The sequence below is a fragment of the Simiduia sp. 21SJ11W-1 genome (assembly GCF_024138675.1).
GTDB lineage: Bacteria > Pseudomonadota > Gammaproteobacteria > Pseudomonadales > Cellvibrionaceae > Simiduia.
Genome location: NZ_CP090959.1, coordinates 3,576,060 through 3,590,338, shown reverse-complemented (window position 1 = coordinate 3,590,338; position 14,279 = coordinate 3,576,060). Strand labels below are relative to the sequence as shown.

The 14,279-nt window shown below is 53.2% G+C and carries 15 protein-coding genes; 2 read left to right on the top strand and 13 right to left on the bottom strand.

Annotated elements, in window-relative coordinates; translation table 11 throughout:
- Positions 1 to 21 precede the first annotated feature (21 nt).
- The 9 genes from L1F30_RS15825 to L1F30_RS15785 form a co-directional block, all read right to left on the bottom strand.
- Complete coding sequence (locus L1F30_RS15825; protein WP_253357724.1) at positions 22 to 1,053, bottom strand: energy transducer TonB; 1,032 nt, start codon at positions 1,051 to 1,053, stop codon at positions 22 to 24.
- A 90-nt stretch (positions 1,054 to 1,143) separates the two neighbouring features.
- A complete protein-coding gene (locus tag L1F30_RS15820; RefSeq protein ID WP_253357722.1) occupies positions 1,144 to 2,355 on the bottom strand; it encodes a polyhydroxyalkanoate depolymerase in 1,212 nt (403 codons plus the stop codon).
- Between the two features lie 83 nt (positions 2,356 to 2,438).
- Positions 2,439 to 2,798 (bottom strand): phasin family protein, encoded by a 360-nt coding sequence (locus tag L1F30_RS15815; RefSeq protein ID WP_253357720.1) that lies wholly within the window; start codon positions 2,796 to 2,798, stop codon positions 2,439 to 2,441.
- A gap of 159 nt (positions 2,799 to 2,957) precedes the next feature.
- The gene (gene phaR / locus L1F30_RS15810; protein WP_253357718.1) at positions 2,958 to 3,383 is read right to left on the bottom strand and encodes a polyhydroxyalkanoate synthesis repressor PhaR; all 426 of its coding nucleotides are present in this window, start codon (positions 3,381 to 3,383) and stop codon (positions 2,958 to 2,960) included.
- Positions 3,384 to 3,517: 134 nt separating this feature from the next.
- The gene (locus tag L1F30_RS15805; RefSeq protein WP_253357716.1) at positions 3,518 to 5,251 is read right to left on the bottom strand and encodes an alpha/beta hydrolase; all 1,734 of its coding nucleotides are present in this window, start codon (positions 5,249 to 5,251) and stop codon (positions 3,518 to 3,520) included.
- 53 nt (positions 5,252 to 5,304) lie between these two features.
- Positions 5,305 to 6,078: a 3-hydroxybutyrate dehydrogenase gene (locus L1F30_RS15800; protein WP_253357714.1), complete on the bottom strand. Its 774-nt coding sequence runs from the start codon at positions 6,076 to 6,078 to the stop codon at positions 5,305 to 5,307.
- Positions 6,079 to 6,333: 255 nt separating this feature from the next.
- On the bottom strand, positions 6,334 to 7,221 hold the full coding sequence (locus L1F30_RS15795; RefSeq protein ID WP_253357712.1) for an ABC transporter ATP-binding protein: 888 nt from the start codon (positions 7,219 to 7,221) through the stop codon (positions 6,334 to 6,336).
- Between the two features lie 23 nt (positions 7,222 to 7,244).
- Entirely contained in the window at positions 7,245 to 8,237 is a 993-nt protein-coding gene (locus tag L1F30_RS15790) for an ABC transporter permease (protein WP_253357710.1), read from the bottom strand.
- 78 nt (positions 8,238 to 8,315) lie between these two features.
- Positions 8,316 to 9,665 carry a CmpA/NrtA family ABC transporter substrate-binding protein gene (locus L1F30_RS15785; RefSeq protein WP_253357708.1) on the bottom strand — a complete coding sequence of 450 codons (1,350 nt, stop codon included), beginning with the start codon at positions 9,663 to 9,665 and terminating at the stop codon, positions 8,316 to 8,318.
- Between the two features lie 229 nt (positions 9,666 to 9,894).
- Here L1F30_RS15785 and L1F30_RS15780 point away from each other — a divergent pair, with 229 nt between their 5' ends.
- On the top strand, positions 9,895 to 10,068 hold the full coding sequence (locus L1F30_RS15780; protein ID WP_253357706.1) for a hypothetical protein: 174 nt from the start codon (positions 9,895 to 9,897) through the stop codon (positions 10,066 to 10,068).
- 49 nt (positions 10,069 to 10,117) lie between these two features.
- Here L1F30_RS15780 and L1F30_RS15775 read toward each other — a convergent pair whose 3' ends face one another.
- Entirely contained in the window at positions 10,118 to 11,290 is a 1,173-nt protein-coding gene (locus L1F30_RS15775) for an alginate export family protein (RefSeq protein WP_253357704.1), read from the bottom strand.
- Positions 11,291 to 11,858: 568 nt separating this feature from the next.
- On the opposite strand from L1F30_RS15775, the gene L1F30_RS15770 reads away from it, so the two are divergent.
- Positions 11,859 to 12,629: a type IV pili methyl-accepting chemotaxis transducer N-terminal domain-containing protein gene (locus tag L1F30_RS15770; protein WP_253357702.1), complete on the top strand. Its 771-nt coding sequence runs from the start codon at positions 11,859 to 11,861 to the stop codon at positions 12,627 to 12,629.
- 51 nt (positions 12,630 to 12,680) lie between these two features.
- Here the strand turns inward: L1F30_RS15770 and L1F30_RS15765 are convergent, their stop codons facing one another.
- The 3 genes from L1F30_RS15765 to L1F30_RS15755 all read right to left on the bottom strand — a co-directional run bounded on the left by L1F30_RS15765 (position 12,681) and on the right by L1F30_RS15755 (position 14,092).
- A complete protein-coding gene (locus tag L1F30_RS15765; protein WP_253357700.1) occupies positions 12,681 to 13,007 on the bottom strand; it encodes a cupin domain-containing protein in 327 nt (108 codons plus the stop codon).
- Positions 13,008 to 13,016: 9 nt separating this feature from the next.
- Positions 13,017 to 13,421 carry an acyl-CoA thioesterase gene (locus L1F30_RS15760; protein WP_253357698.1) on the bottom strand — a complete coding sequence of 135 codons (405 nt, stop codon included), beginning with the start codon at positions 13,419 to 13,421 and terminating at the stop codon, positions 13,017 to 13,019.
- Between the two features lie 170 nt (positions 13,422 to 13,591).
- On the bottom strand, positions 13,592 to 14,092 hold the full coding sequence (locus tag L1F30_RS15755; RefSeq protein ID WP_253357696.1) for an aminoacyl-tRNA deacylase: 501 nt from the start codon (positions 14,090 to 14,092) through the stop codon (positions 13,592 to 13,594).
- Positions 14,093 to 14,279 lie beyond the last annotated feature (187 nt).

Sequence of the window (14,279 nt, the reverse complement as noted above, 5' to 3'; positions counted from 1 at the left end):
CTATTAAGCTCAAGGAATAGTTTATAAGGATGCGCTATCAGTAGAGCTTGGGTTGGGCACTAATAATAACTCCACTGACTTTCCAGCTTCGCCTTCAAGATAAAGCGTGCAGCGCCCCCAAGAACTGGGGACGCTCCACACTTGCTTCTTCTCAATCGAAACAATCTGCCGTTTAGCATCACAGCGAGCCTCAAAAGAATCTAATGACTCTATACCACTGCCAATAGAAAAGCGGCGCCTAGGTAATTCAAAATGCCACTGCCCGTTTGTGTCTAACTGAATATCCATTTTCAGAGTTAGGTGGCTATCCAGTTGAGCCTGTATGGTTTCAGCCGTTTTTTGAGTTTTTGGATCTATCTCGTCGCTTAGGGCTTTAATCTGTTCATAGGTACGTAGTGCTTCTGCATAGTGCTGGTAATGCACGTCAAGCAAGAACAACGTTTCAAGCGAGCTAAGGTATTCATTGTCGGGAAGGTAGTTGCCCTCATAGGCGACAGCCCGTTTTAGTGAGCTGTAGGTGGATTGATAGTCGCCTTTTTTCCGATCGAGGTGGGATTTTAGATACCAGTACCATGCATCCTCATAGAGGTTCCAGCTCGACAGTTCACGTAGGTCGTTGAGGTGTGTTTCGGCTTCGGTAAGTTCATTGGCGTCTATGAAAGCGACAATTTTCTTAAAATTCCTTACGAACTTGGGTGTGGCAGTGGCTGTATTCCCTCTGATGGCAAAAGTTATTTTTGCACGTGTTCTACATTGTTGAACGGGTTCTCCGTTCAGGGTTGCGGGTTCATACTTCCACTTTTTTACCACTTTAAGGGCGGCTTTCTCAAAGCTGCTTACGCCGGTTGAATCATCAATTTTTGGGTCTATAACGCTGCCATCTTTGTCGATAACGTAGCTAATAACAGCCCAGCCTTCGCGGTTGCTTTGGAGTTCTTTTAGTGGATATCTAGGGGCCATTCTCTCAACAGCCTTGGCGTCTGTAAGAATGTCTGCTGCCAGGTTGTTGCTAATTGCCAGCGTGAGAATAATGAAGGCCAGCGCGCGAGTCATAAGGTCACATCCATGTATGTGGTTGATGAATCGCGCAGTCTAACAGAGGATTTTAGGCAAGATAAGTGGCGATGTTATACACTGTTTGTTTCACCTGTAACGATTAATGAAGTCGGTGATGAGTGGCCGTATGTGTTTACGAAACTTCGAACCGCTAAATATCCCGTAGTGGCCGGCACCTTCTTGCAGGTGGTGTTTGCGCATATTCTTTGGAATGTTTTTGCAGATATCCTGCGCGGCTTCGGTTTGCCCTATGCCGCAAATGTCATCCATGGCGCCTTCAACGGTGAGCAGGGCGGTGTTGTCTATGGCCAGAAAGTCCACTTTTTTGCCGTGGTGGGTGATGGTGTTATTGGCGATTTCATTATTTTTAAACACCCGCTCGATGGTTTCCAAATAAAACTCGGCGGGTATATCCAGTACTGCCATGTATTCATCGTAAAAGGCGCGAAAGCGATCGGCGTCTTCTTCTTCACCGCTGATCAAATTCTGGAAGAAGTTAAACAACTTGCGGGTGTGGGTATCGAGATTCATAGAGAGGAATCCGCCCAGTTGCAGAAAGCCCGGGTATACCTGCCGGCCTTCACCCGGGTAGCCCTTGGGCACCGTCATAATCGCAAAGTTGCGAAACCACTCCATGGGGTGCTCTTCGGCATAGCTGTTTACGCGGGTGGGGTTCTTGGTGTTATCCAACGGGCCTGCCATGAGCGTAAGCGACTTTGGTGTGGCAGGGCTTTTGCGCTCGGCGAGCACGGCGGTGGCTATTAGCGCCTGCACTGTGGGCTGGCAAATGGCCAACACGTGGGTGTTTTCGCCTAGGTGTTCTATGAATTCTATGAGGTAATCTACGTAGGTATCGAAGCTGAAATCGCCTTCGTGCAAAGGCACTTCACGGGCGTCTAGCCAGTCGGTAATAAACACTTCGTGGTCGGGCAGCAAGGCTTCAACGGTGCCCTTGGCAAGCGTTGCGTGATGGCCTGAGAGGGGGGCAATCAAGAGTACTTTTTCTGTGTCGTTGTGGGCGCGGCGCTTGAAATGGATGAGGTTACAAAAGGGTTTGTCGTACACCACCCGCTCGTAAACATTCACCACCTCGCCGTTGATCTCCACTTCGCGAATGCCAAACTCCTGCTTTTCATAGTGCTGGGTAAGACGCAGGCCCATTTCAAGCACGGCGTTTTGCGCCCGGAAAAACGGCGTGGCGGCGAGCGGATTCAGGTCGTTCAAGTGCTGGCCCAGGTTAAACCACTCGTGCCAGACGCGCATGCTGCGGGTATAGGTCTCGAAAGTTTGATAGCGCACAGTCGCTCCTGTTGCTGCATTGCAGCAGGCATCTGCAAAGGATGCAGGCAAGTGCTGTGCACTTGCCTGTGGTGGCCTGGGGCTTAGGCTGCCTTGGCTGTTTTACCCGCGGGTTTGGCGGCTGGCGTGGCAGAGCTCCAGGCCTCTTTCACCATTTCAGCGGCTTGTTCCTGTGCCTCTGAGACAATGCTGTAGGTCTCTTTGGTGGCGCTGGTGAGCTTTTCTTGCATGTCTTCCATGAAGCCTTTCTGCGCTTCCAGAAAGCCGTTTAAGTCTTTTTTGTCGGTCAGGCTTTTGGTGAAGGTCATGGTGTCGTTCACCATGCCGGTGACCAGCGCCGTATTGTGCTGGGTGAGTTTTTCAAAGGTTTGAATGTTTACCGCCAGCAGGCTGTTGGCAGGCTTAAGGGCGGACTGAAACTGCTCGGTGATTTGCTCAAACATGGTCTAGCTCCTTGTGTTTTTGCTGCGCTGCAGCATGATGTTTTCAAAGCATAGTCAGGCATTTCCCATGCGTCAACGGGTTTATGCTGCAGCGCAGCAAAAAATAACAAAAATCAGACTTTGTTACGAATAGGGTAAATGGCAGAGGGTGGGGCAGCGCTAGGGTTTGTGTTTGTCGCCGGGGTTCCAGAATTGCATGTTCTTGGCCATCATCTCGTTGAAGATGCCCATGGGGCCCGCGCTTACCATTTGCTTCATCAGCGTCTCGATGGCGCCTTGCTGCTCTAGAAAGTGGGTAAGGCTTTGCTCTAGATACTGGCGTACGAAGGCCTGCTGGTCGCTGTCGTAAAAGCGGATCAGTTGTTTGAGCAGTGTATTGGTGAGTAGCGATTGTTGATCGGTGGCCTCCTGCTCGCTGATGATCTGCAGCAGCAAACCTTTGGTGACATCGGCGCCGGTTTTGGAATCCAGCACCTGGAACTCCACGTGCTGGTTGATCATCGCCTTGATGTCGTCGAGGTTCACGTACTGGCTTTTGCTGGTGTCGTATAACCGGCGGTTGGGGTACTTCTTGACGGTGATCAAAACGGGCGCCTGGCAGGAGTTTTGGGCCTTTCAGAATAACGCGGCCCCGCGTTTGCCACAAGTTACCGGCAAAGCACAGGGCGCGCTCGCGCGGGTGCAAGGGTGCAGGTGTAAGGGAGCAGGTGGCCATTGCCCTACACACGCCTTAGCACGTACTCGCCCGGCGCTGCCGCAAGTGGCGGGTAGTGCACATGGCCGGGCGCGCGCGCGGGCACTTGGGTGCCTGCGTGGGTTGCCAGCCACTTCGCCCAGTGGGGCCACCAGGAGCCCGCGTGCTGCTCGGCTTGCTCAAGCCATTGCTCAGGGCTTGCCGCCAGATTGTTATTCGGCCCGTGGCCGCCGCCCGGCAGGCAGTGAAAACCGTATTTTTGCTGCGCAGGCGGATTCACAATACCGGCAATATGGCCGGAGCCCGCCAGAATAAAATGCGACTGGCTACTGAGCAATTGCGCGCTGCGATAGGCCGCCTGCCAAAGTACGATGTGGTCACTTTGTGCGCCCACCACATAGCTTGGGCAGGTTATTTGGCCGAGGTTTACCGGCGTGTCGCGCACTATCAAGCCATTGGGCTGGGTTAGGCGGTTATCCAGGTACATGGCCTTAACGTATTGTTCAAATACGGCTGCACTCATGTGAGTGGAATCGCTGTTCCAATACAAAAGATCGAATGCCGGCGGCTTCTTGCCCAGCAAGTAATTGTTAATAAAATTTGGCCAATACAGATTGTTTTCCCGCAGGAAATTAAAACTGGTGGCCATTACCCGGCCATCAAAGTAGCCCCGCTGCTGAATGTCGCTTGATAAGGCATCAAGCAAAGGTCGTGTCATATAGTGGCCCAGGTCACCGGGCTCAGAAAAATCCAACAGGGTGGTGAGCAGGGTAACGCTTGCCAGTGGCGAATCCTCACGCGCGCTGAGCCACGCCTCGGCGCAGGCCAATAGCGTGCCGCCTACGCAGTAGCCTGCGGCGTTGATTTTATCGGCCCCTGAGATGGTTTGTACCACACGGGCTGCCTGCACCACGCCGTCTGTAAGGTAGTCGGCAAAGCCAAGCTGCTTGTGCTCGGCGTCAGGGTTTACCCAAGAGATCATGAACACGCTAAAGCCTTGGTCAAGTAGCCAGCGCACCAGGGATTTTCGCTCGTTCAAATCCAGAATGTAGTACTTGTTGATAAACGGCGGCACGATTAACAAAGGCCGAGCAAAGTGTTCGCGGCTACGCGGCGTGTATTGAATGAGCTCCATAACTTTGTTGCGATACACCACCGCGCCCTCGGTGCTGGCAACATTTTTACCCACGCAAAACTCTGTGCCATCTACCTGGCTTACCCGCAGGCTGGCCGCTGGGCTTTGGGCGAGGTCTTCCAGCAAGTTGGCCATGCCGCTGCGCAGGTTTTCACCTTGGCGCGCCAGTGTATCTCGCACCACTTCCGGGTTGCTCCAGGCAAAGTTGGCGGGCGAGCAGGCGTTCATGTATTGGCGTGCATAAAACTGTATTTGCTGTGCGCTGGTGGCATCTTCAAATTCCATGCTGGCCAGTTGCTGTTCAATCATTTGGGTATTAAGTAGATAGGACTGGCGCAAAAAACTGAACAGCGGGTTGCTCGCCCAGTCGGTATCGCTAAAGCGTGGGTCGCCTTTGGGTGCTACCACATCGGGTAGGGGTTTGTTTTCCGGCAGTGCGTCTGCAAGTGCCTGCCAGAGTTCTGCTTGTTTGCGAAAGCACTCAAGCTGGAGGTCGGCCCATTTTTGCGGGTTAATGGTTGCCTTGCTGGCAAGCCCCTGGCCCAAGGGCCGGGTGAGCTGCTGCCACTGGTGTAGTGCGGTAGTGGCCATTTGCGACATCATTTCGGCGTAGTTTGTCTGCATGGTGCAAGCCTCGGCAAAACAGTTTTTAAATAGGTATTCAGGTGTACCGCTTTTTATTGCGCGGTCCAGCCGCCATCGAGTACCAGGGTTTGGCCCGTGAAATTGCGCCCTTGGGGGCTGATGCAAAAATCCAGTGCGGCGTTCAGCTCAGCCTGGCTGATGAAAGATTTCTTGGGCATGGGTTTTAGCATGATGGTGTCTATCACCTCGGCCTCGCTCATGTTGTGCGCTTGCGCCTGGCTTGCAATTTGTTTTTCCACAAGCGGGGTTTTTACATAGGCCGGGCACAAGGTGTTGATGGTGATATTTTGCTGGGCGGTTTCCAGTGCCAAAGCCTTGCTGAAGCCCAGCAGGCCTTGTTTGGCGGCCACGTAGGCGCTTTTATAGGGTGAGGCCACCAGCGAGTGGATTGAGCCGATGTTGACAATGCGTCCGAAATTTTTTGCTTTCATGGCCGGTAAAAAGGCCTGGGTGACCATGGCCGGCCCCACCAATAAAACGTTGATAATGCGCGCCCAGGTATTGGCAGGAAAGGCTTCAAGGGGTGCCACATGTTGAATGCCGGCATTGTTTACCAGTACATCCAATGCACCCAGTTCGCGCGCCAGTTGGCTGGCTTGGGCGGGGTCGCACACATCCAGTACGCAAGGTATCAGTTCGCCCGCCCCTGGTTGCAGTGCCAGTTGTTGGGCAGCCTGGCCTGCGGCGTCGCTGTCTAGATCTGCCATATACACGCGGTAGCCTTGCGCGTATAGGTGGGCCGCCAGCCCCAAACCTATACCACTGGCGGCTCCGGTAATCAGTGCCTTGCGTGTTGTATCACTCATGGGCCTGGCTCCTGCTAATCTGCGGCGTGTTGTACTGCTGCCTGTTGGCTTCCTTATGTGTTTGCTATCCGGTTCTTGTTCGCTCTGTTTCTCTGTTTCTCTGTTTTTCTAATGCGCTTTCCAGATTTTACCCACTGGCATCAAACCCATTGTTTGGGCTGCCTACTTAAGTTAAGAGTGAGCAAGCCTATCTAAAAAATATGACACTTTTCAGACGTGGATTTTGCCCAAAGGCCAGCACTTATAGGCTTGGCCTCAGGCAACTGCGCGTACCTCGGCTTTCTTCTTAGCGCTGGCCTCGTCTGCCTTGGCTGTGGCAGCGTCGGAGTTCGGCTCTGCCTTTTTATTGGTGGCCGCCGGATTACTGTGTCTGCGGTGCAAAAATTCAAGTACTTCGGCACGGTAGTGGTTGTAGCGGGCATCGTGCGCCAGTGCGATGCGATCGCGCGGGCGGGCTAAATCCACTTCCAGAATTTCACCCACAGTGGCGGCCGGCCCGTTGGTCATCATGACAATTCGGTCTGAAAGCAGTACGGCTTCGTCTACATCGTGGGTAATCATTATCACGGTGCTATTGAGTTCAGATTGAATCTCAATGAGTGAATCTTGCAAGTGCGCGCGGGTTAGGGCATCCAGTGCACCAAAGGGCTCGTCCATCAGCAGCACTTTTGGCTCCATGGCAAGCGCGCGTGCAATGCCCACCCGCTGCTTCATGCCGCCGGAAATTTCGTGGGGGCGCTTGTGCATGGCGTGCTCCATGTGAACCAGACGCAGATTGTGCTCAATCCACTCGCGCATCTCGGGCTTGGATTTCTTGCCGCGAAAAACCTGTTGCACGGCAAGCGCCACATTTTCATAGGCGCTGAGCCAGGGTAGCAGGCTGTGGTTCTGAAATACCACGGCGCGCTCGGGGCCGGGCTCGTTCACTTCTTTGCCATCTAATATCACGCCACCTTTTGTGGCCTGATAAAGCCCTGCCACAATATTTAGCACGGTAGATTTTCCGCAGCCAGAGTGGCCAATTAGTGAGATGAACTCGCCTTTGTTGATGCGCAGCGAAACATCTTGCAGCGCGCAGAATTCACCCTTCGGGGTGGGGAAGTGCATGGCAACCTGTTCAATGCTGAGGTAACGATTTTCCATAGTAAACTCCTGTGCGTTGGCAATTAGCGAAGCGTGGCGGATTTATCCCAGCTCACGGTTTTTTGCAGCAATAACATGGTGCGATCAAGGGCAAATCCAATAACGCCAATGGCGAAAACGGCCACCATGATGCGCGCTAAAGATTGCGAGCTGCCGTTTTGGAATTCATCCCAAACAAATTTTCCAAGGCCCGGGTTCTGTGCCAGCATTTCCGCGGCAATCAGCACCATCCAGCCCACACTCAATGACAAGCGCAGGCCCGTAAAAATACCGGGAATAGCTGAGGGGATAACAATCTTTCGAATGTGCGCAAGGGGAGAAAGCCGCAGCACCTTGCTCACGTTCACCAGATCCTGATCAACGCTTGATACTGCAACGGTGGTGTTGATCAGCGTGGGCCACAGGCAACAGAGAGTCACGGTGACAGCACTTACCAGAAAGGACTTGGCAACCAAGGGGTCGTCTGAAACGTACACGGCAGATATCACCATGGTCACCAGTGGTAGCCAAGCCAGTGGTGAGATGGGCTTGAAAATTTGAATGAGCGGATTAACCGAGTTGTAAAACCTGCTAGAGAGCCCGCAGATGATACCCAGTGGCACAGCCACAAGCGATGCCAGAATAAAGCCCACAAAAGCCGTGACCAGGCTGGTACCTATTTGATCAACAAATGTGGGGCGGCCACGGTAGTCGCGCCATTTCACTTTGGCGTTTGGATCTTGGGCCAGCTTTTTCTCGTTGCGCGATTGCTGCCGCTCGTAGAATGCCTGTTCTTTACCGCGTTCTTGCTGGTGCTCGGCCCACAGGCTTTGCATTTGTGTGTACACCTGCGTAGGGCCAGGCAGCTGCCCGAGGCTTGTATCAATTTTACTTGCAACAATGTGCCAGCCCACCAAAAACATCAACAAGGTCACCAGGGTAAATGCCGCTTGCCGAAACGGTTCGCCGGCCGGTGCCTGATTAATGGCTCTGAATATTCTTGCAAGCGGGTGTGCTGTAGTCACTGTGGCTGTCATAGGTGGCTCCTTGTAACACCGCAACCTGTGCGGGGCTTGCCCGGCAAAGCCGGGCAGTGTTGTGTTTACATCCTGCGATTAAAGTGTGTCGCGCGCTTTCAGGCCGATGGAGAATTTCTCCAGGTAGGCATTGGGTTCGCGGCCGTCGTATACCACGCCATCAATGAACCCTGTTTGCGGGCCTTTAAATCCTGTTTCATCGGCAGCCGGGAAATCCGATGCCTGCATCTTGCCTTCTTCTACAAGCTCCGCTGCGGCGAGTTTGTAGATGTCTGGGCGGTATACTTTTTTGGCGATGTCCATGTACCAGCTGTCTGGCTTGGCATCAGCGATCTGGCCCCAGCGGCGCATTTGCGTGAGGTACCAGATGGCATCGCTGTAGTAGGGGTAGGTGGCGTGGTGGCGGAAGAAGGTGTTGAAGTCTGGCACTTCGCGTTTGTCGCCTTTTTCATATTCGAAGGTGCCGGTCATGCTGTTGGCAATCACTTCGGCATCGGCGCCTACGTAGTAGGGCTTTGCCAGAATTTTCACAGCTTCCGGTCGGTTGGCGTTGTCGTTGGCATCCAGCCATTGGGCGGCACGAATCATGGCTTTCACAACGGCGATGTGTGTTTGTGGGTATTTGTCGGCCCAGGTTTTACTTACGCCGAATACTTTTTCCGGGTTGTTACGCCAAATTTCGTAGTCGGTAATTACCGGCACCCCTATACCCTTGAACACTGCTTGCTGGTTCCATGGCTCGCCCACGCAGTAGCCATAAATGGTGCCAGCTTCCAGGGTGGCGGGCATTTGTGGTGGTGGCGTTACACTCAGCAATACATCGGCTTGTAATTGGCCTGAGGTGTCGCTTTTGTGTGGCGCATAGAAGCCCGGGTGAATACCGCCGGCCGCCAGCCAGTAGCGCAGTTCATAGTTGTGGGTGGACACGGGAAACACCATGCCCATGTTGAATGGCTTGCCATCGGCTTTGTAGGCCTCTACCACAGGTTTTAGGTAGTCTGCTTTAATGGGGTGCACGGGCTTGCCGTTTTCGTGGGGAATATTTTTCTTCATGTCTTCCCATACGGCATTGGAAACGGTAATGCCGTTACCGTTTAAATCCATGCTGAAGGCCGTCACAATGTGTGCTTGGGTGCCGTAGCCAATGGTTGCGCCCAGTGGTTGGCCTGCCAGCATGTGGGCTCCGTCCAGCTCGCCGGTAATCACGCGATCAAGTAGCACTTTCCAGTTAGCCTGGGCTTCAAGCTCTACAAACAGGCCCTCTTCTTCAAAGAAACCTTTTTCCAGTGCAATGGCCAGTGGCGCCATATCGGTAAGCTTGATAAAGCCAAATTTAAGCTCGTCTTTTTCAGGCTCTGCGGCCTGGCTTGTGTTGGCAAGGCTTAAACTTAAGGCCAGGGCTGTGATCAGGGTTTTAACGCTTCTCATGTGACACTCCTGTAGCTTTGTAAGTATTTTTTAGGTTTTAAAGTCTTGGCGTTTGTTGCGCTCTGCGTATTGCGCGCTAATTTGGTCTGTATGAATTCGTTTTATTTCCATAACTCCCCATAACCAATACAAGGCTTGTGCCAACTTACCTGTGTACACGTTAATTTGTATTTTGATGCCGGTTTTTCACTGAATTGGTGCGACTTTAATTGCGCCAACTAGTGCGTGCATGAAGTTGGTGCTGAAGGCCGCGCCGGAACGCTTTGCAAGTGCATTTAATTGTGGCGCAGGTGCCGGGTTGGCGCGCGTAAATATTGCAGGCTGCAATTTGCTGGTGCATGAATGCCGCAATGTCGAGCACAAAAAAGCCCCCAAGAAGGGGGCGAAAGAAAAATTTCTGTGAGGTGGGTGCTAGCAGTTATATGGCACCCTAAGTGGATACAACTGGCCCGTTACAGGCTCAGCTGTACCTGGAACCAGATTTTTTGCGTATCGGTTGCGTAGTCGTCTGCGCTGTAGTCTGCAAATTTAATCAGGGTTTTTAACTGCTCGTTAACGGCGTAGGCCACAACCAAATCCCATTCGGTGCCGTACTTAGCGCTACCTTCGGCGGCTTTGAAGTCGTGGTAGGTCAGGGCAACCTTAACAGGGCCAATGGGCATGGCTGCGCCAATGTAGGCATCTTCAATGCCGTTGGCGGGGGTGCCCAGGAATTTGTCTGCAAAGCCCTGGAACTTGTGCCCGGTTGCCAAGGGTGTTTGAAAGGCTCTTATGCCGCTATCAGAACCCAGTATTTCGTAGCCAGCGGTTGCGGTTAGGCTGCTGACTTTTGCACTGGCCTCTATCAGGAAGTAGTCGGCGCTGTATTCAACAGGCGCATCGCCGGTTTCATTTTGTGTGGCGTAACTTGCGGTGATGCTGAAGGGGTCGAAGCTGCCTTGGTAGCGAACGCCAAGGGTTTGGTTGGATGCGCTCGCGGCATCTTCAAAATCCATGTGGTAGTAAAAGCCCACGATTTTTTGGCCTTCAGTAATAGACCAGGCACCATTCAACAGGTGTACATCACCGTTGATGGTTGCGCCGTTGCCCTCTGGCCCAAAGATCCGATTTACCTGAGCCACATAGCTGTAGTCTGCGGCAAAAATTTCGGTTTTTGCTTGCAGCCTAACGCCATCGTAGGTTTGCTCATTCTGGCGCCAGGCCACCCCGCCCACGAAGCGCTGATCATCTAGCACTATGCGCTGACGGCCACCGGTAGCGGTAAAGCTCCCGGTTGTGTATTTTGCATACCATTGGTTTAAGTCTGTACCGCGTGGATCTGCCACTACCGGGTAGGCACCGTTGCCATTGCCTGTGCTGTTAAAGTCATCGCTGCCCAAGTGGCGCACGTCGTCAAATTCCAGGCCCATGCTCAGGCCGCTCACACTGCCTGAGGTAAAGCTCAGCCGCGTGCGCAAGGTGTTAGCTGCGGCATCTTCAACAAAGCCTTCTTGTTCAACGCCTTCAAAACGGTAGCGCAGGTCGAGCTTGGTTTGGCTGTTTTTCATGAAGGTTTCCAGGCTGGAATCTGCATAGGCGGTGCCTGCCAGGAGGGAGGTAGATAGAGCGAGTAGCATTTTTTTCATGTGTGACTCTCTTTGGTCTTGTAGTTGGAAATAGTTAGAAAATATAACCGATGAAAATTATTGTATTTGCCGCCCGGCTGTGCATCGGGCCGCAGCTTTTGTTTAAGGCCTATCAATTAATGTGCCAGATGCGATACGCGCCTGAGGTTTGAGCGCGCATTAGACGCGGCTGATGTTAAACAAACCTAGTGGTTTCGGGCCGTGGGGTGAAATGTTAACGGCATGCGCTACCAACCTGTGTCACACGCAGGGCCATGTGAGCGTGCCTTTCACGGCACGCAATATAGCGTTGAAGCATGAACGCTTGTTTCGTATTGGCGCACAGTTTGGGAAAAAAAGAATTTTTTGGTGCACTCAAAATCGAAATAGCCCTTCAATTGGTGCAGCCCGCACCGAAGCAGTGACTTAGCCCAATACCTGATACATCAGCGCCGGGGCTTCCCACCAAGGGATTAGGCGCCTATCAATGGGCCTGGCGTACAAATCATCTTTTGCTGGCATGGAACCTGCTCTTGCCCTGTGTGCACAGATATTCCGCTGCGCGATGAGCCTTCACGAGGAAACCACTATGAGAGCATTACAATTTCTACTATTGGGCGTGTTAATCGCTCTTGTGCCCGGCCAAGCATTGGCAACCAGCATGGGTGAGGCCATAGATCGTGCCGGCCAACAGCGCATGTTGTCGCAACGCATAGCGCAGAGTTACCTGCTCAGTATGATCCAGCCGGATAAACACAAAGGCCCGGATACAATGGCGCGCGCTATCAGGCAGTTTGAAACCAACGCCGCTGTGTTGCAGCGTTTTGCCGGTGCGCGCCCCATTAGCGGTGACCTGAAAAAAGTTCTCGCGCTTTGGGCTGGCTATAAAACCCTTGCCGAGGCGCCGGTATCACCCGGCAATGCAGAATTGTTGCTGGTGCAAAGTGACGCACTTTTGGCCAGTGCCCATGCCTATGTACAAGCGCTGGAAAAACTTTCCGGCTCCAATAAGGGTGAGGTGGTGAATATATCCGGGCGCCAGCGAATGCTCTCCCAGCGCATTGCCAAAAATTATTTCGCCTACTATTTAAAGCTGGGCGGTGAAGAACGTATTAAGGCGCTGTATGAAGATTTGGCGGAATACGAAACCGTGCTTGGCCTGCTGGAAGAAAACCCCCTCAACACTGAAGACATTGTGCTGAAGCTGCGCAGGGTTTCTGGCCACTTTGCCTACGCCAGCAAAGGCTTCGACGGCTTGATGTCGCTCACCGGTGATCGCCTGATATTCGTGATCACCGGCACCACCGATGCCATGCTAAAAAATATGGACGATGTGACAAAAATGTACGCCGCTTTGTAGTGCTGCCGGGCTGTGCCTGCAAAGCGTCTGTAGCGCTTGTTTAGGTTGGATTCAATCGGTGTAGTGCACGGCCAACCAGATGGTGGCTGCGTCTGGTTTTGTCCAGGCCACTCGGTGGCGACAGTGGGCGGGCAGCGTGATGTGATCACCGGCATGTAGGTGATGCTGCCGCCCGTTGTCCATTTCCAATAGGGCCTCGCCCTCAAGCACGAGTACCCACTCGGTGCCGGGTTGGTCGTACCACTCGCCTGCAGGTGTTGTTTGGCCCTGGCTTACTATGCGTTCAATTTTGCAGTTGCCGGCGCCTGCCAATTGCTCAAAGACTTCATTGGCGCGGGCATCGGGCAGGTTCTTAAAAACGTTTTTCAGTTCAGTCATTTTAGGTTGCTAATCCAATACTGGCGTCGGGCGGCGATTATCATCAATTGCGACGAATTTAAATTCGCCGCTAATGGCCTGGTGCTGGCCGTCTGCGTACATGCTTTCAATAAAAATATCCACCCGCACCGTCAGGCTGGTGCGGCCCACCTGCGCCACCCTTGCCACAAGCTCCACAAAAGTGCCCGCGGGAATGGGCTCTTTGAAATCAATGCGATCGGTTGACACCGTCACCAGCGGTTTGCGGCAAAAGCGGGTGGCGGAAATAAACGCGGCTTCATCCATCCACGAGAGCGCCTGGCCGCCAAACAAGGTGTTGTGGTGATTGGTGGTGTTGGGAAAGATGGCCTTCACAATACGTGTTTCCGATTGTGCCTGGCGTGATTCAAATGCTGCGTTCGCGGCTCTGGTCATAACTTTCCTTGGGCTGGTAATGCTGTGTGAATGTTGGCTCTCTTGAGCCCATTGTGTATCAAAGCGGTGTTGGCCAGTGTAACGCCAGGCGTAAATGCGGAAAAGTGAAGTATATGGGCGTTGGGTATGAATAGGATTCACCTGCCCCGTGCGGGCAGGTGATGTAGCCGCTAGTGGGTAATGCGTCGGAACTCGGCGTTCGCCTGTGGGCAGGCGATGGTTGCGTGTTCAACGGTGCACATGAGGTTCATGAGCTCCTGCTTGGCCAGGTGCACCAGATGCCGGTGATCGCCGGCTTCAAAATAGATTTCATCGTGATTGTTGAGGCTGTTGTCCCAGATGACTTTCATGCCATACACCTGGCCGAGCGCCGGAATGGCGCCGGGCGCGCAATCGGGAAACAGGGCATTGAGTTCGGCTTCCAGCGCCAGGCGGTGGCGCCCTGCGCGCTCGCGGTCTAACCAGTCTAGTACCAGCAGGTGAGTGGCGGGCAAGATGCACATAATGTACTGGTCGTCTTCTTTCACCACCACGGCTTTCGCCATTTGGATGGGGGCAATTTGTGCAGTGCGGGCCGTTTGCAATGCGTTGTAGGCCGGTGGATGCTCAATCACCTGGTAGGGGATTTGCCGGCTTTGCAGGTAGTGGGCGATGGATCGGGAAACTTCCATGGCGTGCCTCCACATTGGGATTACACGCCCATGATCCCATTGTGAAAACGCGCTGGCCAAGATGCATTGGCCCTTAAGGCTCGTGCTTAAATAGCCGCAGCTCATAAGGCTTGTGTATGCCGGTCAACCGGTGCGCAATTGCTGCGGTGTTACAAGCCGCGTAAGTGAGCCACTTAGGGTAGCTAAC